The sequence below is a fragment of the Microbacterium invictum genome (assembly GCF_014197265.1).
GTDB lineage: Bacteria > Actinomycetota > Actinomycetes > Actinomycetales > Microbacteriaceae > Microbacterium > Microbacterium invictum.
Map to the genome: position 1 here is coordinate 1094291 of NZ_JACIFH010000001.1, position 23475 is coordinate 1117765.

Annotated in this window: 23 protein-coding genes and 1 tRNA gene; 7 read left to right on the forward strand and 17 right to left on the reverse strand. The window is 71.0% G+C overall.

Annotated elements, in window-relative coordinates; genetic code table 11:
- The first annotated feature begins 1 nt into the window (after position 1).
- On the forward strand, positions 2-370 hold the full coding sequence (locus tag BKA10_RS05285) for an RNA polymerase-binding protein RbpA (RefSeq protein WP_183498928.1): 369 nt from the start codon (positions 2-4) through the stop codon (positions 368-370).
- Between the two features lie 3 nt (positions 371-373).
- Here BKA10_RS05285 and lnt read toward each other — a convergent pair whose 3' ends face one another.
- From lnt to BKA10_RS05330, 9 genes are all read right to left on the reverse strand, one after another.
- A complete protein-coding gene (gene lnt, locus BKA10_RS05290; RefSeq protein ID WP_183501066.1) occupies positions 374-1906 on the reverse strand; it encodes an apolipoprotein N-acyltransferase in 1533 nt (510 codons plus the stop codon).
- Between the two features lie 89 nt (positions 1907-1995).
- Entirely contained in the window at positions 1996-4440 is a 2445-nt protein-coding gene (locus tag BKA10_RS05295; protein WP_183498929.1) for a DEAD/DEAH box helicase, read from the reverse strand.
- On the reverse strand, positions 4437-5198 hold the full coding sequence (gene tatC, locus BKA10_RS05300; protein ID WP_183501067.1) for a twin-arginine translocase subunit TatC: 762 nt from the start codon (positions 5196-5198) through the stop codon (positions 4437-4439). The genes BKA10_RS05295 and tatC overlap by 4 nt, the downstream gene beginning before the upstream one ends.
- A gap of 63 nt (positions 5199-5261) precedes the next feature.
- On the reverse strand, positions 5262-5555 hold the full coding sequence (locus BKA10_RS05305; protein WP_183498930.1) for a twin-arginine translocase TatA/TatE family subunit: 294 nt from the start codon (positions 5553-5555) through the stop codon (positions 5262-5264).
- Positions 5556-5610: 55 nt separating this feature from the next.
- Complete coding sequence (locus BKA10_RS05310) at positions 5611-6570, reverse strand: WYL domain-containing protein (protein WP_183498931.1); 960 nt, start codon at positions 6568-6570, stop codon at positions 5611-5613.
- Positions 6567-7574: a helix-turn-helix transcriptional regulator gene (locus tag BKA10_RS05315; RefSeq protein ID WP_183498932.1), complete on the reverse strand. Its 1008-nt coding sequence runs from the start codon at positions 7572-7574 to the stop codon at positions 6567-6569. The genes BKA10_RS05310 and BKA10_RS05315 overlap by 4 nt, the downstream gene beginning before the upstream one ends.
- Positions 7575-7618: 44 nt before the next feature.
- On the reverse strand, positions 7619-8572 hold the full coding sequence (locus tag BKA10_RS05320; RefSeq protein WP_183498933.1) for an FKBP-type peptidyl-prolyl cis-trans isomerase: 954 nt from the start codon (positions 8570-8572) through the stop codon (positions 7619-7621).
- A gap of 4 nt (positions 8573-8576) precedes the next feature.
- A complete protein-coding gene (locus BKA10_RS05325) occupies positions 8577-9596 on the reverse strand; it encodes a tRNA (adenine-N1)-methyltransferase (protein ID WP_183498934.1) in 1020 nt (339 codons plus the stop codon).
- Positions 9593-10270 carry an HAD family hydrolase gene (locus BKA10_RS05330; protein WP_241739908.1) on the reverse strand — a complete coding sequence of 226 codons (678 nt, stop codon included), beginning with the start codon at positions 10268-10270 and terminating at the stop codon, positions 9593-9595. The genes BKA10_RS05325 and BKA10_RS05330 overlap by 4 nt, the downstream gene beginning before the upstream one ends.
- A 98-nt stretch (positions 10271-10368) precedes the next feature.
- Between BKA10_RS05330 and BKA10_RS05335 the strand changes: the two genes are divergently transcribed.
- Positions 10369-11229, forward strand: a complete 861-nt coding sequence (locus BKA10_RS05335; RefSeq protein ID WP_183498935.1) for a PAC2 family protein — start codon at positions 10369-10371, stop codon at positions 11227-11229.
- A gap of 21 nt (positions 11230-11250) precedes the next feature.
- On the opposite strand, the gene BKA10_RS05340 is transcribed toward BKA10_RS05335, so the two are convergent.
- From BKA10_RS05340 to BKA10_RS05360, 5 genes are all read right to left on the reverse strand, one after another.
- Positions 11251-12084 carry an undecaprenyl-diphosphate phosphatase gene (locus BKA10_RS05340; RefSeq protein WP_183498936.1) on the reverse strand — a complete coding sequence of 278 codons (834 nt, stop codon included), beginning with the start codon at positions 12082-12084 and terminating at the stop codon, positions 11251-11253.
- Between the two features lie 42 nt (positions 12085-12126).
- Positions 12127-13425 carry a M20/M25/M40 family metallo-hydrolase gene (locus BKA10_RS05345; RefSeq protein WP_183498937.1) on the reverse strand — a complete coding sequence of 433 codons (1299 nt, stop codon included), beginning with the start codon at positions 13423-13425 and terminating at the stop codon, positions 12127-12129.
- 300 nt (positions 13426-13725) lie between these two features.
- Positions 13726-13811: transfer RNA gene (locus BKA10_RS05350), tRNA-Leu, on the reverse strand.
- A gap of 71 nt (positions 13812-13882) precedes the next feature.
- Positions 13883-14977: a VIT1/CCC1 transporter family protein gene (locus BKA10_RS05355; RefSeq protein WP_183498938.1), complete on the reverse strand. Its 1095-nt coding sequence runs from the start codon at positions 14975-14977 to the stop codon at positions 13883-13885.
- Between the two features lie 138 nt (positions 14978-15115).
- A complete protein-coding gene (locus tag BKA10_RS05360) occupies positions 15116-16996 on the reverse strand; it encodes a DEAD/DEAH box helicase (RefSeq protein ID WP_372491412.1) in 1881 nt (626 codons plus the stop codon).
- An 86-nt stretch (positions 16997-17082) separates the two neighbouring features.
- Here BKA10_RS05360 and BKA10_RS05365 point away from each other — a divergent pair, with 86 nt between their 5' ends.
- The 4 genes from BKA10_RS05365 (at position 17083) to BKA10_RS05380 (ending at position 20379) form a co-directional block, all read left to right on the forward strand.
- Entirely contained in the window at positions 17083-17931 is an 849-nt protein-coding gene (locus BKA10_RS05365; RefSeq protein WP_183498939.1) for an SGNH/GDSL hydrolase family protein, read from the forward strand.
- Positions 17932-17982: 51 nt separating this feature from the next.
- A complete protein-coding gene (locus BKA10_RS05370) occupies positions 17983-18789 on the forward strand; it encodes a TrmH family RNA methyltransferase (protein WP_183498940.1) in 807 nt (268 codons plus the stop codon).
- 85 nt (positions 18790-18874) lie between these two features.
- Entirely contained in the window at positions 18875-19741 is an 867-nt protein-coding gene (locus tag BKA10_RS05375) for a Sir2 family NAD-dependent protein deacetylase (RefSeq protein ID WP_183498941.1), read from the forward strand.
- 29 nt (positions 19742-19770) lie between these two features.
- Positions 19771-20379 (forward strand): histidine phosphatase family protein, encoded by a 609-nt coding sequence (locus BKA10_RS05380; RefSeq protein ID WP_183498942.1) that lies wholly within the window; start codon positions 19771-19773, stop codon positions 20377-20379.
- A 22-nt stretch (positions 20380-20401) separates the two neighbouring features.
- Here the strand turns inward: BKA10_RS05380 and BKA10_RS05385 are convergent, their stop codons facing one another.
- Positions 20402-21220, reverse strand: coding sequence for an HpcH/HpaI aldolase/citrate lyase family protein (locus BKA10_RS05385; protein ID WP_183498943.1), 819 nt, complete (start codon positions 21218-21220; stop codon positions 20402-20404).
- Between the two features lie 59 nt (positions 21221-21279).
- Between BKA10_RS05385 and BKA10_RS05390 the strand changes: the two genes are divergently transcribed.
- Entirely contained in the window at positions 21280-22134 is an 855-nt protein-coding gene (locus BKA10_RS05390) for a glycosyltransferase family 2 protein (RefSeq protein ID WP_183498944.1), read from the forward strand.
- Here the strand turns inward: BKA10_RS05390 and BKA10_RS05395 are convergent.
- Positions 22046-22981 (reverse strand): alpha/beta fold hydrolase, encoded by a 936-nt coding sequence (locus BKA10_RS05395; protein WP_183498945.1) that lies wholly within the window; start codon positions 22979-22981, stop codon positions 22046-22048. The two genes, BKA10_RS05390 and BKA10_RS05395, sit on opposite strands and share 89 nt — an antisense overlap.
- Complete coding sequence (locus BKA10_RS05400; RefSeq protein ID WP_183498946.1) at positions 22978-23466, reverse strand: MaoC/PaaZ C-terminal domain-containing protein; 489 nt, start codon at positions 23464-23466, stop codon at positions 22978-22980. Before BKA10_RS05400 ends, BKA10_RS05395 begins: the two co-directional genes overlap by 4 nt.
- Positions 23467-23475 lie beyond the last annotated feature (9 nt).

The window sequence follows — 23475 nt, forward strand, 5'->3', positions numbered from 1 at the left end:
AATGGCAGATCGCAGCCTGCGTGGCTCACGGATCGGCGCCTCAAGCCTACAGAGCGAAGAGGGCGTCGTTTTTCATGAGCGCGCCAACCACACCTACGCTTGCACGCAGTGCCAGCGCGAGACCGTCTTGACCTTTGCGGCAGACGCCGAAGTGCCCGACGCATGGGAGTGCCGCACCTGCGGTGCCGAAGCCCTGCGCCGCGTCGGCGATGGTGTCGCCGAGGTCGACCACTCGGGCGACAAGATCGCCCGCACCCACTGGGACATGCTGATGGAGCGCCGCACGCTCCCCGAGCTGGAAGAGCTGCTCGAAGAGCGCCTCGCGCTGCTGCGCGAGCGTCGCGGCGGCAGCGCCCGACTCACCGCCTGATCGTCAGCCGTCGACGCCGGCCTCGTTCGAGGCCGGCGTCTTCGCTGTCCCCCGGCGGCGCGCGAGCACCCAGGCGACCACCAGCGCGGCCAGGCTTCCCCAGCCGAGCAGCAGCTGCAACCAGGGGCCGATGACCACCGCCGAGGTGAGTCCCGTCCGCAGCGGCACGTCGGTGAGCATCGCCCCGGCCTCGGCCGCGGGCAGCGACTCGATCGTCGATCCGTCCGGGGCGATGACCTGACTCGTGCCGACCGTCGAGAGGTTCACGACGGCGCGGCCGGTCTCGATCGCGCGCATGCGGGCGAAGGCGAGCTGCTGGAGATTCTCGTCGGTGTCGCGGAAGTCGGCGTTGTTGGTCTGGAACATGTAGACCTCGGCGCCCTCACGCGCACCCTCCCAGATGACGTCGTCGTAGATGACGTCGAAGCAGATCGCCAAGCCCACCCCGACGCCGTCGACGTCGAAGAACGGCGGATTGGTGCCCGGGGTGTACTCGCGCTGGATGAGCCCGATGAGATCGGGGGCCAGCATCTCGTAGAACCAGCGATCGGGCACGTACTCCCCCATCGGCACGGGGTGGCTCTTGTCGTGGTAGGCGACGGGGTTGTCGGCTCCGTCCTGCCACAGCATCGACGTGTTGAACACGTCCTCGCCGCGCACGGTGGCCGCGTTGACGAGCAGAGGCACATCGATCCTGGCCGAAAGTCGGTCGAGTACCTGCGCCACCGATTCGTTGTTCGTGGGGTCGGCGTCGATCCCGCCCTCGGGCCACAGCAGCACGTCCATGTCCTCGTCCAGCAGCGGCTCTGTCGCCTTCAGCTGCGCGTCGAGCACGGCGTAGGGCTCGCGCTCGTCGAAGTAGCCCGCGGGACCGTTGCCTTGAACGGCGCCGACGCGCATGGTCCCGGCATCCATCGTCGGGAACTGCGGCACCGCCACCATCAGCACTGCAGCGACCAGCGCCGGCACCGCGGTGCGCACGTCGCGCCACTGCCACATCCGCGCCCATTCGATCACCGCGGCGGCGAGGAACACCATCAGGAACGTGAGCCCGCTGACTCCCGTCCAGGACGACAGCTCGGCGAGCGGGCTCTCGGACTGGCTCATTCCGATGCGCCCCCACGGGAAGCCGGTGTACGGCCACGAGCCGAGGAACTGCTCGCGCGCGGTCCACAGACCCGCGATGAGGGCGGGGAGAGCCAGCAGGCGCCCCCACCGGCCGGGCGCGACGCGCGGCAGCCAGCGGTACGCCAGGCACAGCGCGATCGCCCCGAGCGCGCTGAGCAGCGTCTCGATGCCCGCCAGCGCGAACCACGGGACCACGCCGAGGTATCGGGTGATCCACATGATGTGGATGAGGTAGAAGGATGCCGCGAAGGCGAACCCGACGACGAACGCACCCCACGCGGACCGGCCGATGAGCGACACGAGCGACAGGGTCACGCCGACGAACGCGAGCGGCCACCAGCCGATGTCGGGGAAGGCGAGATCGAGGACCGCCCCGCCGGCGACGGCTGCCATGAGGGCGAACCACATCGGCAGCAGCGGGCGAGGGCGTTCGGGCACCTATCGAGCCTAAGCGGTGTTGCCCGGAGGAGTCCGCCACCGCCCGGTCGGGCCGGCGATCACACCGAGCTGTAGTCGACGATGCCGCGGCGCACCGCTTCGAGCGCCTTGCGCGCGGTCGTCGCGACGGGGGCGTCGGCCACCATGGACAGCTGGTCGAGCAGGTCGATGACCTGTTTCGTCCAGCGCACGAAGTCGCCCGCGGCCATGTCCGCCATGTCCAGGACCTGATCCAGGGGAATGCCGCGCGCCCACGCCGCCATCGCGGGGGCGAGACCGGTCGCGGGAGGCTCCGATCCCGGCAGCCGGTGATCGCGCTCGAGGTCGTCGAGCCGCGACCACAGGTCCTGCGTCTCGCTCAGCGCCTGCCGGAACGGACCACGCGGCAGCGCGCGCGTCTCCGCATCGCCGGCGTCTCCGCGAGGCTCGTAGACGAGGCAGGATGCCAGGGCCGCAAGGCTCGGCGCATCGAGCGAGTCCCAGAGCTTCCGGCGCAGCGCCTCGGCCACCAGCAGGTCGCGCTCACCGTAGATCCGGCGCATCGTGCGACCCGCGGCGGTCAGGCTCGTCGTGCCGTCGGAGTCGATGACGACGTAGTCCAGGGCCGAGAGCACATCGACGACTCGGTCGAACACGCGCGCGACGGTCCCGGTGCGGGTCGCGATCTGCTGACGGATCTTGTCGGCCTTGCGCCCCAGCCGCTCGTACCGCTCGCCCCAGCGGGCGTGGTGCTCCCGGTCCGGGCAGCTGTGGCACGGGTGACGCTGCAGGCGGCGCCGCAGTCCCTGGATCTGCTGCTGACGCTTCTGCCGGGCCGCGTGCGGAGCGTGCTGGTCGCCCCGACCGCTCTTCTCGAGATCGCTGAGCTCGCGGCGCAGCGCGGCGTATTCGGCGAAGTCGCCACGGTCGCACGTCATCGCCTCGGCGTAGCCGGCGAGCGTCTCCTCGGCCTCTTTCACCTGACGCGCGAGCCCCACGACCGCGCGGTCGGCCTGGAACTGGGCGAATGACGACTCGAGGATCTTGCGTGCTCGGGCCCGGCCGAAGCTGTCGATCAGGTTGACGGCCATGTTGTAGGTGGGCCGGAAGCTCGAGTTCAGCGGGTACGTGCGGCGTGAGGCGAGGGCTGCGACCGCCTGCGGGTCGAGGGCCTCGGTCCACTGGATCACCGCGTGGCCTTCGACGTCGATCCCCCGGCGACCGGCGCGGCCGGTCAGCTGGGTGTACTCCCCCGCGGTGATCGCGACGCGCGCTTCGCCGTTGAACTTCTCGAGCTTTTCGAGCACGACCGTCCGGGCGGGCATGTTGATCCCGAGCGCGAGGGTCTCGGTGGCGAACACGGCCTTGACGAGCTTGCGCTGGAACAGCTCCTCGACGATCTCCTTGAACGCCGGCAGCAGCCCCGCATGGTGGGCCGCGACACCACGTTCGAGGTTCTCCTTCCACTCCCAGAATCCGAGGACGGCGAGGTCCTCGTCCTGCAGGGTGCGAGTGCGTGCGTCGACGATCTGACGGATCTCGTCGCGTTCCTCACGGGTGGTCAGCCGGATCCCGGCGCGACGGGCCTGCTCGACGGCCGCATCGCAGCCGACCCTGCTGAAGATGAAGAAGATCGCCGGCAGCAGGCTGCTGCGCTCGAGCAGCCGGATCACCTCCGGCCGGTCGATCCGCTCGATGCGCTGCGCGTTCGGGCGCTTCTGATTGCGTGCGGGACGCCCGCCGCCGGATCGGTACTGCTGGGAGCGTCGGTTGTTCTCGAAGTTCACGCCCTTGGGCGACCGGACGCGCATCAGCTCGCGGTTGACCTGTGCCGTCGCGATGCCGGCGCGGTCGTCGAACAACGGCAGCAGGTCGCCGCGCACCAGCACGTGCTGCTCGAGCGGCACCGGGCGCGTCTCCGACACGATCACGGCCGTGTCGCCGCGCACGGTGTCGAGCCAATCGCCGAACTCCTCGGCGTTGGAGACCGTGGCCGACAGCGACACCACCCGCACCGGTGAGGGCAGATGGATGATGACCTCTTCCCACACCGCCCCGCGGAACCGGTCGGCGAGGTAGTGCACCTCGTCCATCACGACGAACCGCAGGCCCTCGAGGGCCGGCGAGTCGGCGTACAGCATGTTGCGGAGCACCTCGGTGGTCATCACCACGACGCGCGCGTTGCCGTTGATATTGGTGTCGCCGGTGAGAAGGCCCACCTCGGACTCGCCGTACACGGCCTGCAGCTCGCGGAACTTCTGATTCGACAGCGCCTTCATCGGCGTCGTATAGAAGGCTTTGGCTCCCGGTTCGCGCATGGCCAGGTGCACCGCGAATTCTCCGACGATCGTCTTGCCGGCGCCCGTGGGCGCGGCCACGAGCACGCTGCGGTCGTCTTCGAGCGCATGGCACCCGGCGATCTGGAACGGATCGAGCTCGAACCGCTGGGCGGCCGCGAAGTCCGCGGTGATCGGATGGGCGGCAGCCGCCTCGGCGCGCGCGAACCGGTCGGCGGGGTCGGTCATGGAAGAGGTCCGAGCGCCACGGTGTCACGTCTGCGGCGTCGCCAGTCGAACAGCAGCGACAGCCCCGCCGCGGCGAAGAAGAGGACGATCAGGATGCCGGCGAGCATGAGCATGCTGACCACGTCTGCGGCCGGGGTCGCGACGCCCGCGAACACCACGGCGATGAGCACGGCGACGCGCCATCCCTTGAGGATCGCCTTTCCCGTCATGATGCCGGCAAGGTTCAGCGCCACGAGGAAGACCGGCAGGATGAAGGAGACCCCCACCACGAGCAGCAGTTTGAACACGAAGTCGTAGTAGTACTTGCCTTCGTACAGGTTCGCTGATCCTTCGGGCGAGAAGGATGCCATGATCTCGACGATGTGCGGCATGACCCACCAGCCGACGTAGCACCCGGCGAAGAACAGCGGGACCGCGGCAGCCACGAAGCCGACCGTGTAGCGGATCTCCTTGCGGGTGAGGCCGGGCATGAGGAAGGCCCACAGCTGCCAGAGCCACACCGGTGCCGAGATGATGATGCCCACCGCGAACGCGATGCGCAGCCGCATGTCGAAGGGTCCGGTGACCGTCGAGTACATGAGCTGGACGATCGCGTCCGCATCCTCCCCGCGCTGGTCCGCCACGATGCGGATCGGCTCACTCATCGCCCAGATGATCGCGTCGGTGAACACGAACGAGACGATCATGCCCACCACGAGGGCGGCGAGGGCGATCAGGACGCGCTTGCGCAGTTCGATCAGATGCTCGCCCAGCGACATCTTCTTGTCCCGGCGCGGGACATCGTCGCTCAGGCGCGGGCGTTCGGCCGTAGCCACTGACCGCTAGCGCTGAGGATCGGCGGAGGTGCCGGGTCCGGAAGGCGGTGCAGGCTCGGCGGCGATCGACGGCGCCGTGCCCGCGGCCGGTGCCGTCGGGGTGGCCGTGTTCTGGCCGGTGACGTCGGTGGCATCTGCAGCGGAGCCGTCGTCCTTCATCGCCTTCATCTCACCCTTGAAGATGCGGGCGGACTGTCCCATGCTCTTGGCGAGCGCCGGCAGCTTCGCCGCACCGAACAGCAGCAGGATGACGATCAGGAGGATCCACAGGTGTGGACCTGCGAACAGGTTGGAAGGCATGGCATCCCCTCATCAGAGCGTTGTCCCAGTGTACCTGCCGTGCCGCCGAGAGTGGTCAGCGATACTGGGCGAGCCCCGCCGCGGCCCACGCGGCGGTCGCGGCACGTGCCGATTCTGGCGCCAGCACCTCGATCTCACCGCCGTGTCGCGCAGCGAGTCGCTTGAGGGTGCGGCCATCGGCGACGCGCACCCGCCCGACACGGCGATCGCCGTCGGCGGCGACAGTGGCGCGGTCGAGATAGGCCGGCATGAGCGGCAGGAGGTCGGCGGCGAAGCGGATTTCGGCCACGGCATCCGTCTCACTCGCTTCGAACAGCTCGGGGACCATGTCGCCGCCATGCGTGATCGCGATGTCGGTGAGCTGAACGTCGCTGACCCGGTCGAGGTGGAACGTGCGCATCGCCTCGCGCAGGTGGCACCAGCCCTGCAGATACCACTGCCCGTCGGCGATGTGCACCTTCACGGGGTCGACGGTGCGGGTCGTGACGGGCTTGTCGGGGGCCTTGTACGCGAACGAGATCGCGACCCCGGCGCGCAGGGCGGCATCCACGGCCACGCGGACGTCGTCCACCGCGTCCGGCGCGACGATGACCTGTGCCGGCGCGCTGGCGGCGCCGCGGGCGAGCTTGGTGAGCAGCCCCTGCACCACGCCGCTGTCGCCGACGCCGGGCAGTGACGCCGCCAGCTGCAGCCCGGCGAGCAGGGCGGCCGCCTCCCGGGCCGTCAGCCGCGGGGCGCGTTCGAGACCGACCGGATTGGTGATCGAGATGAGATCCTGCTGGTCGAGCAGGTCCCAGTCGATGTCGAACAGGTCGTTGGCCATCTGCCAGAAGCCGCCGTCGCCGGGCAGACCGATCACCGTCAACTTCTCGACCATCGCGCGCATCTGCTCGGGCGTCACGTCGAACTCGTCGGCGGCCTCGGCGACCGAGACCTCCCCCTTGCCGATCAGGTAGGGCACGAGCTGCAGGATGATCGCGGCCCGGTCGGTGGCCAGCAGCTGCGCGGCGCTCACCGGGCACCCCCGTGGATCGCGAGCGTGCGCTCCAGCCGCGCGATCACCTTGTCGCGCAGATCGGCCGGCTCGACGACGCGCACCTCGGGACCGTACGAGGCGAGCTCGTCGGCGAAGATGTGGGCGTCGACATAGGACACGTGGATGCCCTGCGCGGCGGGGGCGGCACGCCGGCTCAGTCGCAGCGCCGCTTCGGTGCCGGGGTCGATTTCGAGCAGCGCGAACTGGCGCGCGGCGAGCTCCTGGAGCCCGGCGACGGCTTTCTCGCCGGCACCTTCGCGCAACTGCGCATCGAACCCGGTACGCGTCACCTGCACGGCCGACACGATGCGTGACAGCAGGAAGGTGCGCTCGGCGTTCTGGTCGAGATCGAACCCGTACACGTGCCAGCGGGCTTCGAACTCGACGAGCGCGAGGGGCTGCACGCGGCGGCGGTGCGTGTCTTCGTCGCCGCCCTTGAGGTAGTCGAAGGTCACGACCCGCGCCTGCTCGATCGCGCGCTGGAGCGGATCGAACGCGGGTTCGCGCAGGTTGATGCGCGGCGAGTAGCCGATGATCGGCGCATCGACCTCAAGCCCGAGCGCACGGATCTTGCGCAGCCCGCTGCGCGCCTGCGCCGACATCGAGCTCTCACTCCAGACACCCCCGGCGAGGTTCAGCACCGTCAGTTCGGCGGGCGTGAAGTCGATGTCGACGGGCAGCTCGTATTCACTGGTCGGCACCCGGTAGCGGGCTTCGCGCAGGTCGTCCGGATCGGCGTAGTCGCCGATCGTCTCGATCGGAACGCCGAGTCCGCGGAGATTCTCCTTGTCGCGTTCGAACATCTTCTCCAGGGCGTCCTTGGACGCACCGGCGGCACTCTGCTCGCGATAGCCCGACACCGACGTGAGGATCGTGTCCTTGGTCAGGCCCTGCTCGGTCGCCAGCAGCGCGACGACGAGGTTGACCAGCCGCTCCTCGGGAGCGCTGCGGTTCGTCTCCGCGGAGTTCGAGTCGGGGGCCACTCGACCATCCTAGGACCGGTGCGCGGGCGCCGATCCGACCCGCGTCACTGTGTCGGGGTCTGGTCGATGCCGAGGATGTCGATCACGAACACGAGGGTGGATCCTGCCGGGATCGAGCCACTCGCCTGGTCGCCGTAGCCCAGCTCGGGCGGGATCACGGCGAGGACCTGTGAACCGACGGTCTGCCCCTCGAGCGCCTGCGCGAAGCCGGGGACGACACCGTCGAGCGTGAAAGTCGCCGATGCGCCCTTCTCCCAGCTGGAGTCGAAGACCTCGCGCTCGGCCCACGTCACGCCCGTGTAGTGCACGCGGACGTTCGAATCGGCCGTGACCTCTTCGCCGTCGCCCTTCTTGAGGACCTCGACGGCCAGGTCGGCGGGCGGGTCGCTGTCGGGCACGACGATGCCGGGGCGCCCGTCGGGTGCCAGCACGACCTGCGGCAGCGAGTTGTCGGTCATCCGCTGCGGCACGCCGTCCGCGGCGGCGAGGTACACCGTGTGCAGGTCGATCACGAACACGGCGGACTCGCCGTCGGCCACGCCGAGGCTCGTGGCGGCCTGCTCTCCCAGGTCGTCGGCGGGGACGGCGCCGACGATGCGTGAGCCCTCGGTGGCGCATTCGAGCATCTTCGCGATGCCTTCGTACTGCGTCGCCCACTGGCTGACCGGCAGCACCTGGGAGGGCGCGGTCACCAGGGTCTCGCCGGTCTTGCCGTTGAGGATCGCGGTGGTGAACTGCACGTCCTGCGCACGCGTGGTCACCGCGCGCCCCTCGCCGACGATCTCATCGGCGAACACCGTCTCGTCGACGTAGACCGGGGGCTCGACCGTGACGGTCGGGTCGCCGAACTCGCCGGTGACGTCGATCAGGCCGATGGCCGACGAGTCGGTCGTGGGGCGCTCGCACGACGCGGCAGAGGCCCCCGGTGCCGACGCGCAGCCGACGAGGGCGAGGGCAGACAGCCCGAGGACAGCGAAGACAGCAGGGATCCGGCGCACCGGATCAGTCTACGTCGTCGCCGGCGGGCTCCCCCGCGCCCGATGCCAGCCGCGCTCCGTCGGCCGCGCGCTGCGCTTCACGGACGCGCTTGCGCAGATTCCGGTCGGTGATCGCGCGGTCGCCGACGGCGCCGGGCGTCCACACCTCGATGTCCTCGTCGCCGTAGCTCGGCTTCTTGAGGGCACGCTTGCGCACATCGGGCGGCACGGCGCCGGGCGCGAGCCGCCGGGCGGTGATGAGGAATCCGGTGTGCGCGACCATGCGGTGGTCGGGACGCACTGCGAGACCCTGGACATGCCAGCCGCGCACCATCGTCTCGGTCGCCTCGGGCTCGGTGAACAGCCCGGTCGCCCGCAGGTACTCCGCCACGCGGCTCAGCTGCGTGGCGGTGGCGATGTAGCAGAGCACGACGCCCCCGGGCGTGAGCGCCTCGGCGACGGCATCGATGCACTCCCACGGCGCGAGCATGTCGAGCACGACCCGATCGACGGATGCCGGGGCCGCAACGTCCGGCAGCTGCTCGACGAGATCGCCGACGACGACGTCCCACGTGTCCGGCCGGTGCCCGAGGAACGTCTCGACGTTGGCCTCGGCGACCTGCGCGAACTCCTCGCGGCGCTCGAAGGAGTGCAGGCGGCCCTCGGCGCCGATCGCGCGGAGCAGCCACAGCGACAGCGCGCCCGAGCCGACGCCCGCTTCGACCACGATGGCGCCGGGGAAGATATCGGCCGCGGCGAGGATCTGCGCGGCGTCCTTCGGGTAGACGATCGCGGCGCCGCGGGGCATCGACATGACGAAGTCGCGCAGCAGCGGCCGCAGCGCGAGGTACTCGTGTCCCCCGCTGTTCGTGGCGACCGATCCGTCGGGCTGCCCCACGAGCGTCTCGTGCTTCAGCACGCCGTGGTGGGTGTGCAGCTCACCGCCCTCGCGCAGGGTGATGGTGTGCAGACGGCCCTTGGGCCCGGTCAGCTGCACGCGGTCGCCGTAGCGGAAGGGTCCGGACGGCCGCAGGTCGGCGTTCATCGGGTCGCTCCCGCGCGGTGCGCGGCGAAGTGGTCGGTGAGGTCGGCGACGGTGCGCCCCTCGAGGGTGTCCCACAGTGCGTCGGCCCCGGTGCCCACCAGCGAGACCATGAGCGGGACTCCGAGCGTCACGGCGCCCGAGGCCACGGCCGATCGCATGCCGTTCGGCGAGTCCTCGATCGCCAGCGCGTCCTCCGGCGCCACACCGAGCGCCTCCGCGGCCTGCAGGTAGGGGTCGGGGAAGGGCTTGGGCCGGGTCGCGTCGTCGCCCGCGACGACGACGTCGAACGCGTCGAACCCGAGCTGGGCGAGGAAGACGTCGGCCATGCTCCGCATCGACATGGTCACCAGGGCCGTGGGGATGCCGGCGTCCCGCAGTCCGCGCAGCATCTCCACCGCACCGGGGCGGTACGGGTTGCCCTGCGCCTGAAGCTGCGCGGTGACCTCGGCGGTGAGGTGGGCGACGATCTCGTGCACCGGCATCCGGACACCCGCCTCCTGAAAGACCCCCGCGGCATCTTCCAGCCCCATACCCACCATCTGGAGCGCCTGCTCGTGCGACCAGGTTCCGCCGTGCGCGGTCACCAGGCCGGTCTCGGCGGCCATCCAGTACGGCTCGGTGTCGATCAACGTGCCGTCCATGTCCCAGAGGACCGCGGCGGGAAGGAGGGGCATCGGTCCATCCTATCGGCGGCCTCGCGACAAGCCGCGGGGGTGGCCCGCACACTGCCTGCCCGGCGTATCGTGGGGGGAACCTCAACGGAAGGAGCGCGGTGGGACCTCTCGGAGAACGCGTACTCGTCGTCGCCTTCGACGGCTGGAACGACGCCGGTGAAGCCGCGTCGGCCGCCGCGGCCCGCATTCGCGCGACCGGCGGTCACGAAGCGGTGTTCGCGGTCGATCCGGAGCTGTACTTCGACTACCAGTACACCCGCCCGCACATCCAGATGGATGCCGAGGGCAAGCGCTCCCTGACCTGGCCCGATGCCACGCTGTGGCGCCCGGGTCCCGGCGACGACGCCACGCGACTGTGGGTGCTCAGCGGCGTGGAACCCGCCCGCGCCTGGCAGGCCTTCGTCGCTGAGTTCATCGACGCCGCGCTCAGCGAGGACATCACCGGACTCGTCGCGCTGGGCTCGATGATGTCGGATGTCCCCCACACCCGACCCATCTCGGTGTTCGGCGGCAGCGACGACGAGCACGTCCGTCAGAAGCTGGACCTGGAGAAGACGACCTACGAGGGACCGGTCGGCATCCTGAGCGTGCTGGCGGCCGCGGCGGCGGATGCCGGCATCCCCACCGCGACGCTGTGGGCCAGCGTGCCGCACTACGTCGCCGGTCACACTCCGTCGCCGAAGGCCACCCTCGCGCTGATGGATCGGCTCGGCGAGATCACCGGCGCCACGATGCCTCGGGGCGAGCTGCCCGCCGAAGCGCTCGCGTGGGAGGCGTCTATCGACGCTGCCGCCGCGGACGACGAGGAGATGACCGAGTACATCAAGCAGCTCGAGCGCACCCGAGACACCTGGGACTCCCCCGAAGCGTCCGGCGATGCGATCGCGCAGGAGTTCGAGCGGTACCTGCGCCGCGGCGAGGGCCCCAAGGGCCACGGGCGTGACGACGGGCGCCGCTGACGCACCCTCACGGGCACGCGCTCAGTACGCGGACAGCACGCCGGTGGCCAGCAGCACGATCAGCACGACCCCGAGCGCGATCCGGTAGATCACGAACGGCAGGAAGCTGCCGCGCTTGAGGTACTTCATCAGGAACGCGATGATCGCCAGGCCCACCCCGAAGGCGACGACGGTCGCCAGCGCCGTCTCGGCGAGGGTGAACACGGCGGTGCCGGGCTCCTGGATCGCCTGGAGCAGCTCGTAGAGCCCGCTGCCGAAGACGGCCGGCACGGCGAGCAGGAACGCCACCTCGGCGGCGGCCGGGCGGGTGTAGCCCAGCGCCAGGCCCATCGTGGTGGTCGCTCCCGAGCGCGAGACGCCGGGAATGAGCGCGAGAGCCTGGGCGAAGCCGAGGGCGAGGCCGTGCGGGTAGGTGAGGTCCTTCTCCTCGCGGGTGCGCTTGCCGAGCGCATCGGCGATGCCCAGGATCACGCCGAACACGATGAGCACGATCGCGACGAGCCAGAGGTTGCGGAACGTGTCGCGGATGACGTCCTGGAACAGGAAGCCGAGCACGCCGATCGGGATGGTGCCGATGATGACGATCCACCCCATGCGGGCGTCGGGGTCATTGCGGGGCACCGCGCCGGTGAGCGATTTGAACCACTGCGCGACGATGCGGACGATCTTCTTCCAGAAGTAGACCAGCACCGCGACCTCGGTGCCGATCTGCGTGATCGCGGTGAACGTCGCGCCGGGGTCCTCGGCCGACGGCAGGAACTCTCCGAAGATGCGCAGGTGCGCGCTGGAGGAGATCGGCAGGAACTCGGTGAGCCCCTGGATGAGTCCGAGGATGATCGCCTCGATGGCGTGCATGGGTGCCTTTCGATGCCGGGCGGTGCCGGTCGGGATGTGACGTCAGTAGGAGCGCAGCAGGTCGGTCAGCACCTGCTGGCCGAACGTGAGCGCGTCGATCGGGACGCGTTCGTCCACCCCGTGGAACATACCGGTGAAGTCCAGGCCCGCCGGAAGGCGCAGCGGCGCAAAGCCGAATCCGGCGATGCCGAGCTCGGCGAGGGCCTTGTTGTCGGTGCCGCCGCCCATCAGGTACGGCAGGACCGGCACGCCGGGATCATGGCGTCCCAGGGCGCCCACCATGGCGTCGACGAGGGACCCTCCGAACGGCACCTCGAGCCCGATGTCGCGGTGGACGACCTCGATGGCGATGTCGTCGCCGACGATGCGCTGCACGTCGGCGAGGACGGCGTCCTCCTGACCGGGGAGGGTGCGGATGTCGATGGCGGCGACCGCGGCATCCGGGATCACGTTGTGCTTGTACCCGGCGGTCAGCCCGGTCGGGTTCGTCGTCGTGCGGAAGGTCGACTGCAGGAAGGGAGCCGCCGGTCCCGCTGCCGTCGCGACGGCGTCGGGGTCACCGGCATCCGTCCCCGACAGCCCGGCGAGGGAGTCCACGAGTTCGCGGGTGGTCGCGGTCAGCTCGATGGGCCACGGGCTGCGGCCGAGTGCCGCGACGGCCTCGGCGAGACGCGTGACGGCGTTGTCGGGGTGGAAGCGGCTGCCGTGGCCTGCGGCGCCGCGGGCGTGCAGGCGGATCCAGACGAGCGCCTTCTCCCCCACCTGCAGCAGGTAGGCGCGGCGGTCGCCGACGGAGATCGAGTAGCCGCCCACCTCGCTGATCGCCTCGGTGGCGCCGGCGAACCACTCCGGCCGGTCGCGGACCACGAGCTGCGAGCCCTCGACCCCACCGGCCTCCTCATCGGCGAAGAACGCCAGGATCAGGTCGCGTTCGGGCTGCTCGCCCGCACGGATGAGGTCTGCGACGGATGCCATGATCATGGCATCCATGTCCTTCATGTCGACGGCACCGCGCCCCCACAGCATGCCGTCCTTGACGACGCCCGCAAACGGATCGACGCTCCAGTCCGCAGCGACGGCGGGCACGACGTCGAGGTGGCCGTGCAGCACGAGCGCGGGCTTGTCGCGGTTGCGCCCGGGAACGCGCGCCATGAGGTTGGTGCGGCGTGGGATCGGCTCGTAGTACTCGGGGGTGAGGCCGAGCGATCCGAGGTACGCGCCGACGTACTCGGCGGCTTCGCGTTCGCCGTTGCTGCGGCCCTCGCCGTAATTGGTCGTGTCGAACCGGATCAGGTCGCGCGCGATGCGGGCGACCTCGGGGAGGTCGGCGGTGTCTGGCATGGCTTCCACGGTACCGGCCCCGCTCGTCTCGGCATGCGCGCGCCATCACACTCGCGCGCCCGTTCTCGGCATCCGCGCCAGTTACCGACACGCGCCGCACCACACACGCGCCTCTTCCCTGCATCCGCGCCAGTTATCTTTGGCGCGGATGCAGAGAACTGGCGCGTATGCGTGATCAGTGGTCGCAGATCCGGACGGCAGCACGAAGTGCGCGCGCCGAGTGCGCACGACGACCGCGAGGCACGAGAAAGGCCCCCGACCTCGAGAGAAGAATCTCAGGTCAGGGGCCATTTCGTTCTGTGCGCGAGGGGGGACTTGAACCCCCACGCCCGTTAAAGGGCACTAGCACCTCAAGCTAGCGCGTCTACCTATTCCGCCACCCGCGCATGGGTGTGTGGTTGTCGCCAACCGAAGATCGACACTACCACGTCGTCCGGCCCGCGACGAAACCGGGGCGTCACCCCAGCGTCACCCCGAACGCCAGGCCGAGCAGGTACGTGATCAGGGCCGCGCCGAAGCCGATCGCGAGCTGCCGAAGCCCGCGCCACAGCGGCGGGCCGCCCGACAGCAGGCCCACCATGGCGCCGGTGGCCAGCAGCGCCAGGCCGACCATGACCAGGGCGAGGATCACGGCCGGCAGACCGCTCATTCCGAAGATCCACGGCAGCACGGGGATGACGGCACCCGAGGCGAAGAACAGGAAGCTCGACGTGGCGGCGCCCAGCGCCCCGCCCACGACCTCGTGGTCCGTCGTCTGCGCGTGGGACAGCCGGTACGGCGTGCTGCGATCGGCCTCCTGCGCGGTCGCGATCACGCCGCGGGCGCGGGTGAGCGCCTCGTCGGCCGGCACGCCGCGGGTGCGATAGACGAGGGCGAGCTCGTTCGCGTCGAGGTCGAGGTCGGGCAGCGCCGCGTCGGCGTCGTCACTCGGTTCGGTGGATGCCAGCAGCTCCCGCTGCGAGCGCACGGAGACGAACTCGCCCGCCCCCATCGAGAGGGCACCGGCCAACAGGCCCGCGATGCCGCTGAAGAGGACGAACTGGGGCGCCACGCCGGTCGCGCCGATGCCGATCACCAGTGCCAGATTCGACACGAGGCCGTCGTTCGCGCCGAACACGGCGGCGCGGAACGTGCCGGAGAGACGGCGGCGTCCGCGGGCGGCGAGGCCGCGCACGACCTCGCCGTGGATCTTCTCGTCCGCGGCCATGCTCGCCGGGGCATGCGGGTCGGCGTCGTAGGGCGAGCGGCCCTCGGCGTTCTGCGCGAGGGCGAGCACGAAGATCGACCCGAAGCGGCTCGCCATCCAACCGAGCAGCCGGGTCCCGAAGCCGGGCCTGGGCAGCCGGGCCGGCTCACCACCCAGCAACGTCAGCCAGTGCGCCTCGTGCCGGCCTTCGGCCTCGGCGAGGGCCTCGAGGATCTCGCGCTCCTCCCCCTTCTTGCGGGCGGCCAGCTCGCGGTAGACGTGCGCCTCGGCTCGCTCGTCCACCAGGTACCGGGCCCATCTCCTGCGGTCGCGTGCGGTCGGTTCGGGCGGGGCGGGGGCGTTCACGATGCTCCAGGGGTCGAGACGGACATTTCACCGTAGCCGCCGCGGCAGGGGTGAACCGGCCGGTAAGCCCGGATTGACAGCATTTCGGAGCTCCGAAGGCACGGCGAAGCGGAGCCTCGAGCCCCCGGCATCCACCCCTCAGGATCGGACGCGGGAGCGCAGCACGTCGATGCGCGACTGGAGCTGCGCGACCGTCGCGCGGGCGACCTCGGGGCCGCCGCAGACGCGGCGCAGGTCGGCGTGCACGGCGCCGTGCGGCTCGCCGCTCTGCCGGGCGTAGAGGCCGACGAGGCTGTTGAGCAACTGCCGCTGCTCGCGGAGCGTGCGGTGCAGCGCCGGCGGCAGCGTCGTGGCCGTCGCCGCCGACTCGACACCGGTGCCCTCGCCGCCCTCACTCCCCGAGCCCGCCTCGCGGGCCTCACGGGCCCGGCGGTGCCGGGACTGGCGGGACTGACGCTGGATGAGCAGCTCGTGGACGTGCTCAGGCTCGAGGAGGCCGGGGATGCCCAGGAACTCCTCCTCCTCGGGGGTGCCGGGCACCGCCAGCTGGCCGAACTCGCGCCCGTCGAACAGCACGCGGTCGAAGTGCGCCTCGGAGCCCAGCGCCTGATAGCTGAACTCCTGCTCGAGCTCGTCGGACGCCTTCTCCTCACGCTCGGCGGCGTCGAGCAGGTCGTCGTCGAGCCCATCGCCGTCACCGTCGGTCTCGCGGTCGAGGGCGTGGTCGCGCTGGCGTTCGAGCTCGCCGGCGAGTTCCAGCAGCTGGGGAACGTTCGGCAGGAAGACGGATGCCGATTCGCCGCGCCTGCGGGCCCGGACGAAGCGGCCGATGGCCTGCGCGAAGAACAGCGGCGTCGACGCACTGGTGGCGTACACTCCCACGGCCAGTCGCGGCACGTCGACGCCTTCGGACACCATGCGCACCGCGACCATCCAGCGTGTGGTGCTCTGCGCGAACGTCTCGATGCGGCCCGACGCGGCCTTGTCGTCGCTCAGCACGACGGCCGGCGCCTCACCGGTGATCTCGCGCAGGATCGCGGCGTAGGCGCGCGCCGCAGTCTGATCCGTCGCGATGACGAGCCCCCCGGCATCCGGAACATCCTGGCGCACCTCGCTCAGCCGCCGATCCGCCGAGCGGAGCACCGCGGGGATCCAGTCGCCCTCGGGGTCGAGCGCGGTGCGCCACGCCTGCGCGGTGACGTCCTTGGTGTTGTCCTGCCCGAGGTGCGCCTCGAGCTCGTCGCCGGCCCGGGTGCGCCAGCGCATCTTGCCCGCGTAGACGAGGAACAGCACCGGTCGCACGACGCCGTCGGCCAGGGCGCGCCCGTAGCCGTAGTCGTAGTCGGTGCGCGAGAGACGGATGCCCTTGGAGTCCGGGTGGTACTCCACGAACGGGATGGGCGACGTGTCGGAGCGGAACGGCGTGCCGCTCAGCAGCAGCCGGCGGGTCGCCCGACTGTACGCCTCGCGCAGCGCGTCACCCCAGCTGAGTGCGTCGCCGCCGTGGTGCACCTCGTCGAGGATGACGAGGGTGCGCGCGTCCATCGTGAGTCGCTGATGGACGGAGGCCTTGACGGCGACCTGGGCATAGGTCACCGCGACGCCGTGGTACTGCCGCGACGGCGTGAAGTGACGGTTGCTGAACCGCGGGTCGAGGCGGATGGAGACGCGGGCAGCGGCATCCGCCCACTGGGTCTTCAGATGCTCGGTGGGCGCGACGACGAGGATGCGGTCGATGACGCCCCGCCGGAGCAGCTCGGATGCCAGGCGGAGCGCGAACGTCGTCTTTCCGGCGCCCGGGGTCGCGGCGGCGAGGAAGTCGCGCGGACCCTTGCCGACTCCGTCCGGGCCGTCCATGCCGAAGTACTGGTCGAGGGCCTCTGCCTGCCAGGCGCGCAGGCTCTGTGCGGTTCCCCACGGGGCGCGCTGCGGGAAGGCGGGTGACAGATGCTCGGCGGCGAAGCTGCCGAAGTGCGTCTGCTCGTCTGTCACCTGCTCCGCCTCCTGCCCGACTGCCACGAGTGACCACCCTAAACGGTGCCGGGGACAGGTAGCCTCGAACCGGCCACGAGCCGCCGACCACGACCACGAGTCCAGGAGCAGCAATGCCGAAGAACGACCCGCATCCCGAACCGAATCGCACGCCGTACGTCGCGAACGAGACGGTGCACCCCTGGCGGCGCATGGTCGCCATCGGCGACTCGTTCACCGAGGGCATCGGCGACCCCGAGCCGGCGCTGCCCGGCGGACACCGCGGGTGGGCCGACCGGGTGGCCGAGGTCCTGGCCTCGCAGGTCCCGGATTTCGCCTACGCGAACCTGGCGGTGCGGGGCAGGTTGATCGGCCAGATCGTCGCCGAGCAGATCGAGCCCGCCCTCGAGTTGGCCCCCGACCTGATCACCTTCTCGGCGGGCGGCAACGACGTCATCCGTCCGGGTGCGGATCCGGATGCCGTCGCGCAGCAGTTCGAGGATGCGGTGGCGCGTCTGTCGTCGCAGGGCGCGACCGTGGTGGTGTTCACGGGCATCGACACGTCATTCACTCCCGTGTTCCGCGGGATCCGCGGGCGGGTGGCGATCTACAACGAGAACATCCGCGGCATCGCCGACCGGTACGACTGCATCGTCGCCGACCAGTGGGCGCTCAAGACCGTGCAGGACATGCGGTTCTTCGACGACGACCGGCTGCACATGAACGCGCTCGGCCACCACGAGGTGGCCCGTATGGTGCTGCGCGCGCTGAACGTACCCAACGACCTGCAGCCGATGCGGCCCGACCCGCTCCCGGTGCTGCCCTGGCGCGCTGCGCGCGTCAACGACCTCGTGTGGGCCCGCGAGCACCTCGTGCCGTGGGTGCTGCGGCGCCTGCGGCACCAGTCGTCCGGCGACAACGTCACCGCGAAGCGCCCCGAGCCGACCCCCGTCATCACGGAGCATCCCGCTGCCGAGGGCTGAGCCGCACGCCGTGCGCTGAGCGGCACGCCGTGCGCATGGAAGAGTGAACGCATGCCCATCGAGCGCATCGATTCCGCCGACGACCCGCGGCTGGCCGACTACCGCAACCTGACCGACGTCGCCCTGCGGCGCGTGCTCGAGCCCGCCGGCGGCCTCTACATCGCCGAGTCGGCGAAGGTCATCGCGCGCGCGATCGGCGCCGGACACCGCGTGCGCTCGGCGCTGGTGCAGGAGAAGTGGATCGCCGACGTCGCCCCCTACGTCACAGACGCGCCCGTGTACGTCGTGTCGGACGCGGTCGCGGAGGATGTGACCGGGTACGCCATCCATCGCGGCGCGCTGGCGGCGATGCATCGCCCGGAGATGCGATCGGCGGCCGACGTGGTCGCGGGCGCGCGCACCGTGCTGGTGCTCGAAGACATCGTCGACCACACCAACGTCGGCGCAGCGTTCCGTGCGGCCGCCGGTCTCGGCGTCGACGCGGTGCTGGTCACGCCTCGTTGCGCCGATCCCCTCTACCGCCGCAGTGTGCGGGTGAGCATGGGGACGGTGTTCCAGGTGCCGTGGACGCGCCTGCCGGCGTGGGGTCGGGCCGACGCACCGTCCGGCTCCGGCATCCTGCACGACGCCGGACTGCATGTGGCTGCCCTCGCCCTCGCCGATGACGCCGTCCCGCTCGACGTGTTCGCCGCCTCCCGCCCGGACCGGGTGGCGCTGCTGCTGGGCGCCGAGGGCGACGGCCTCTCGCGGCGGGCGCTCGCGGCGGCCGACACGATCGTGACCATCCCGATGGCCGGCGGGGTCGACTCGCTCAACGTCGCTGCGGCTGCGGCCGTCGCCCTGTGGGCGCTGCGCTGAGCCGAGCTGCCGCGCTCGACGCGAGAGGTACGCGCTCGCGGCGCAGCGACACATGCCGGAAATGCGGCGGGCGTAGGCTCTGCGCATGACGTCGGTGCGCGCAGCGGAACCCCGGGCGGGGGAAGTGGATGCCACGGCGTCAGCCGCGCTCGACGCGGCCGTCGACGTGCTGTCCGGCCGTCGCATCGCCGTGCTCACCGGGGCGGGCATATCGACCGACTCCGGCATCCCGGACTATCGCGGCCAGGGCTCCCGGGTGCGCACTCCCATGACCGTGCAGCAGTTCCTCGCCGGCGAGGACTTCCGCCGCCGCTACTGGGTCGGCAGTCACCTCGGCTGGCGTGCGTTCGCCGCCGCCGGCCCCAACACCGGCCACGCCGCCCTGGCGCAGATGGAAGCGGCCGGCACCGTCACGGGCGTCGTCACCCAGAACGTCGACGGACTGCACGTGCGCGCAGGCAGCCGTCGCGTGGTCGAACTGCACGGCACGATGCGGCGTGTGCACTGCCTGCACTGCGGCCAGGTGTTCGACCGGCGCGACCTCGCGGAGCGCATCGAGGCGGACAACCCCTGGATAACGGTGCCCGACAGCGTCGCCCTCGGCCCGGACGGCGACGTGCTGCCCGCGTCGAGCGACGGGTTCATCGTGCCCACGTGCAGCGTGTGCGAGGGCATGCTCAAGCCCGACGTCGTGTTCTTCGGCGAGTTCGTGCCGGCGGGGCGGTTCCGCCGGGCCGAGCAGCTGGTCATGCTCAGCGATGCCCTCGTGGTGGCCGGGTCGTCGCTCGTCGTCAATTCCGGCATCCGTCTCGTCGAGCGCGCGCGCCGCAAGCGGCTGCCGGTCGTCATCGTCAATCGGGGGCAGACGCGGGCGGATGCCCGGGCGACGGTCAAGATCGACGCCGGCACCTCACAGGTGCTGTCGGCGTTCGCCGAGCGCCTGACGGCCTGACCCCGCGGGAAACAGCCTAGGCTCGAGGGGTGACGACCCTGACTCTGGTGCGCCACGGCGAGACCGATTGGAACCTCAATCGGCTGATCCAAGGCTCGACCGACATCCCCCTCAACGACACCGGCCGCGCGCAGGCGCGGGCCACGGCGCTGCGCCTGCGCGAGCAGCTCACCGGCCACGACCCCGTGGTGGTGGCCTCGAGCGATCTGTCGCGCGCGCACGAGACCGCGCGCATCATCGCGGCCGAGCTCGAGGCGTCCGCGCCGCACCAGTACCCGGCCCTGCGCGAACGCGGCTACGGCGAGGCCGAGGGCATGGACGTCCACGAGTTCCGCACGCGGTTCGGCGACTGGCACGGCGCCCAGGTTCCCCGCGCCGAACTGTGGGCGGACGTGCGCCTGCGCGCCGTTGCCGGCATCCAGGAGGTCATCCGCGACGCACGCTCGGCCACCGCCCCCGCCGCCCCGGCGCTGGTGGTCGTCTCGCACGGCGCGCTGATCCGCGAGGTGATCCGGCACGCGACCGGCGGCGAATTCCCCAGCGAGGGCGAACGGCTCGCCAACGGCTCGACCCACACGTTCCTGGTCGAGCGCGACCGGCTCCGGCTGCTCTCCTACGCCGGCATCCCGCTGGACTGACGGCCCGCCGGCCGGGCCGAGTTCAGACCGCGCCGCGGCTCACCAGCAGGCGCGCGTGCCGCAGCACGGGCTCGTCGACCATGCGGCCGCGGTGGCGGAACACGCCCCGCTCCCCCTCGGCGGCCGCGAGCACCTCGCGCGCCCACGTCAGTTCGCGCGCGTCGGGCCGGTAGGCGTCGCGGATCAGTGCCACCTGGTCGGGGTGGATGCACGCGGTCGCCGCGAAGCCGCTCGCCGCGGCATCGGTCGCCTCCCGGATGAGCCCCTTGTGGTCGGCGATGTCGATGTGCACGGCGTCGATGGCTGCCTTGCGGCGTGATCCGGCGGCCAGCAGCACCCGGGCACGGGCGTAGCGGGCGATGTCGCGGTATCCGCCCTTGGGCTTGCGGCTCGATGTGCCGCCGAGCGAAGCGACGAGGTCTTCGGCACCCCACATGAGGGCGGCGACGTTGTCCTGGGCGGCGATCTTCTCGGCCGCTGCGATGCCGCGCGCCGTCTCGCACAGCGCCACGACGGCGAAGCGTCCGTCGATGCGCGCGATCTTCCCGGCCGACTCCGCCTTGGCGACCATGATCGTGCGGTAGTCGGTCTGGGTCAGCGTGGCGATGTCGGCGGCGAAGTCGTCGGTCCCGAGGGGGTTGACCCGCACGATCACGCGTGCGGGATCGAGCTCCGCTTCGATGAGCGCACCGCGGGCGAGCTTCTTGGCATCCGGTGCGACGGCGTCTTCGAGATCGAGGATGACGGCATCTGCGCGCGCGGCGGCCTTCGCATAGCGCTCCGGGCGATCGGCGGGGCAGAACAGGAGGGCCGGCCCGAGGCCGAACGCGGTATCGGTCATGCGTTCACGCTACCGCGCGCCGACGCGGCACCGCCGCTGCCCGCGATAGGCTCCCCGCGATGCGCACTTCTGTCGTGATCCCGTCGCTGAACGACGCCGTGATGCTGCGCACCTGCCTGGCCGCGATCGCCGTGCAGACCCGGCCGCCCGACGAGGTCATCGTCGTCGACAACGGCAGCACCGACGACACCGCCGACGTCGCCCGCGCGGCCGGTGCGCACGTGGTGGCCCAGCCCGTGCGCGGGATCTTCCCGGCCACGACGGCGGGCTTCGACGCCGCCGAAGGCGAGCTGCTGCTGCGGCTGGATGCCGATTCCGTGCCGCCGGCGGACTGGGTGGCGCGCATCGTGACGGCTTTCGAGACCGACCCGGGACTCGACGCGCTGAGCGGCCCGGGGCGCTTCTACGGGGGCAACGCCGTGACCCGGTGGATCGCGGCGAACCTGTACCTGGGCGCCTACCCCACCCTCATCCGGTGGGCACTGGGGCACCAGGTGCTGTTCGGCTCGAACCTCGCGATGCGCACCGCGCTCTGGCGCGATGTGCGCGGCCGCGTCCACCGCGACGACCCGCGTGCGCACGACGACTTCGACATCACGATCAACCTCGTCCCGGGCACGCACGTCCGCTATGACCGGTCACTCGTCGTCGACGTCTCGGCCCGCCCGTTCTCGTCGGTCGGCGCGCTGCGCACGCGCCTGGCCTGGGCGCTGCACACCATGGCGATCAACCAGCGCGAGATGTCGTTCCTCGCGCGTCGCCGGCAGTGGCAGGCGTGGACGAGGGCAGTGGATGCCGGCGACCCGCCGCCCGCGCCCGGCGAGGTCAGCGACCGCCGAGGCCGGCGCGCCCGACGATCGCGTGCGCGAGCTCGGTCGGCGAATCCTCGCTGGGGCTGTGCCCGCCGCCGGTGAGCAGCAGATCCGCGCCGATACGCGCCGCATAGTCGCGATGCAGCTGCTCCGGCCAGAGGTCGTGCGCACCGGCGACGACGAGCTTCGGCGCGGCGATGGCCGCGATCTTCTCATCGAGGTCCGGGGTGCGCATCATGAGTTCGAACGCGTCCGCGACACTGTCGGGTCGGGTGAGCGCGAACCGCTCGCGCACGAAGTCGATGCGGTGGCGCGGCGCCCGGTTGAGGTTGCGGCGCACGCCCCACATCATGAGCCTCGCCGCCGTGCGCGGCGAGACGGCACGGGCGAGCGGACCGATGATCTTGATGCGGTGGAACACCGGGCCGATGACGGGCGGCGCCGAGATCAGGGTCAGCGACGCGATCGCCTCGGGGTAGCGGGCGGCCAGCGCCGAGACGACGCTGCCGGCGAACGAATAGCCGACGAGGTGCACGGGCACCGGCCCCACTGTGAGGACCTCCTTCAGATCGTCGACGAACAGGGCCTCGTCGTAGGAGTCTCGGCGCGGCCGGAGGTTCTCAGGCCCTGCCCGATGCGACTCGTACTGACCGGCCATGTCGAACGTCTCGGCGCGCATGCCCGCGACCGCCAGCAGTGGCAGCATCAGGATGAAGTCCTCTTTCGACCCGGTGATCCCGGGGACCAGCACGACGCGCGGTGCGGCCGGCTCCCCCGCCACCAGGCCCGCCAGCCGGCCGCTGGGCACCGCGTACTCGGTCCGCATCACGCCGTCGGGAATGCCCCGCCAGTCGACATCGCCCAGAGCAGCATCCACCGCCCGCGCCTGCGCGGCCTCGAGACCGCGCACGTCCACCGGCTCGATGCGACGTGGCGGGACGACCGTCATGGGGCGGTGCCGTCCCCCGCGGCATCCACGCACCACATGAGCGCGACCCGCGACGCGGTCGCGACCACGGTGCCGTCCTGGTTGCGGCCGGTGTGGCGCATGGTGACCAGCCCCTGACCCGGCCGGGACGACGACAGTCGCTTCTCGGTGATCTCGGTGTCGACGTAGAGCGTGTCGCCGTGGAACAGCGGCGCCGGGAAGGCGATGTCGCTGAGCCCGAGCTGCGCGACGAGCGTGCCCTGGGTGAGCTGGGTGACCGATGCGCCGACCAGGGTGGCGAGGGTCCACATCGAGTTCATGAGGCGCTGGCCGAACGGCTGGGTCGCGGCATACGCGGCATCCAGATGCAGGGGCTGCGTGTTCATGGTCAGCGAGGAGAACAGCACGTTGTCGGCCTCGGTGGCGGTACGGCCCGGGCGATGCGCGTACACGGCGCCGACCTCGAACTCCTCGTAGTAGAGGCCGCGCTGGACGATGGGAGTCACATGCTCACG

Bases quoted from the DNA above. Each gene is read 5' to 3' on its own strand.
- BKA10_RS05385 (WP_183498943.1), bottom strand. From the start codon at position 21,220: ATGACCGATACCGCGTTCGGCCTCGGGCCGGCCCTCCTGTTCTGCCCC.
- BKA10_RS05340 (WP_183498936.1), bottom strand. From the start codon at position 12,084: ATGCACGCCATCGAGGCGATCATCCTCGGACTCATCCAGGGGCTCACC.
- BKA10_RS05325 (WP_183498934.1), bottom strand. From the start codon at position 9,596: ATGAACGCCGACCTGCGGCCGTCCGGACCCTTCCGCTACGGCGACCGC.
- BKA10_RS05370 (WP_183498940.1), top strand. From the start codon at position 17,983: ATGCCCATCGAGCGCATCGATTCCGCCGACGACCCGCGGCTGGCCGAC.
- BKA10_RS05345 (WP_183498937.1), bottom strand. From the start codon at position 13,425: ATGCCAGACACCGCCGACCTCCCCGAGGTCGCCCGCATCGCGCGCGAC.
- BKA10_RS05365 (WP_183498939.1), top strand. From the start codon at position 17,083: ATGCCGAAGAACGACCCGCATCCCGAACCGAATCGCACGCCGTACGTC.
- BKA10_RS05395 (WP_183498945.1), bottom strand. From the start codon at position 22,981: ATGACGGTCGTCCCGCCACGTCGCATCGAGCCGGTGGACGTGCGCGGT.
- BKA10_RS05390 (WP_183498944.1), top strand. From the start codon at position 21,280: ATGCGCACTTCTGTCGTGATCCCGTCGCTGAACGACGCCGTGATGCTG.
- lnt (WP_183501066.1), bottom strand. From the start codon at position 1,906: ATGTGGTTCGCCCTCATGGCAGCCGTCGCCGGCGGGGCGGTCCTCGAT.
- BKA10_RS05305 (WP_183498930.1), bottom strand. From the start codon at position 5,555: ATGCCTTCCAACCTGTTCGCAGGTCCACACCTGTGGATCCTCCTGATC.
- BKA10_RS05285 (WP_183498928.1), top strand. From the start codon at position 2: ATGGCAGATCGCAGCCTGCGTGGCTCACGGATCGGCGCCTCAAGCCTA.
- BKA10_RS05375 (WP_183498941.1), top strand. From the start codon at position 18,875: ATGACGTCGGTGCGCGCAGCGGAACCCCGGGCGGGGGAAGTGGATGCC.
- tatC (WP_183501067.1), bottom strand. From the start codon at position 5,198: ATGTCGCTGGGCGAGCATCTGATCGAACTGCGCAAGCGCGTCCTGATC.
- BKA10_RS05295 (WP_183498929.1), bottom strand. From the start codon at position 4,440: ATGACCGACCCCGCCGACCGGTTCGCGCGCGCCGAGGCGGCTGCCGCC.
- BKA10_RS05330 (WP_241739908.1), bottom strand. From the start codon at position 10,270: ATGCCCCTCCTTCCCGCCGCGGTCCTCTGGGACATGGACGGCACGTTG.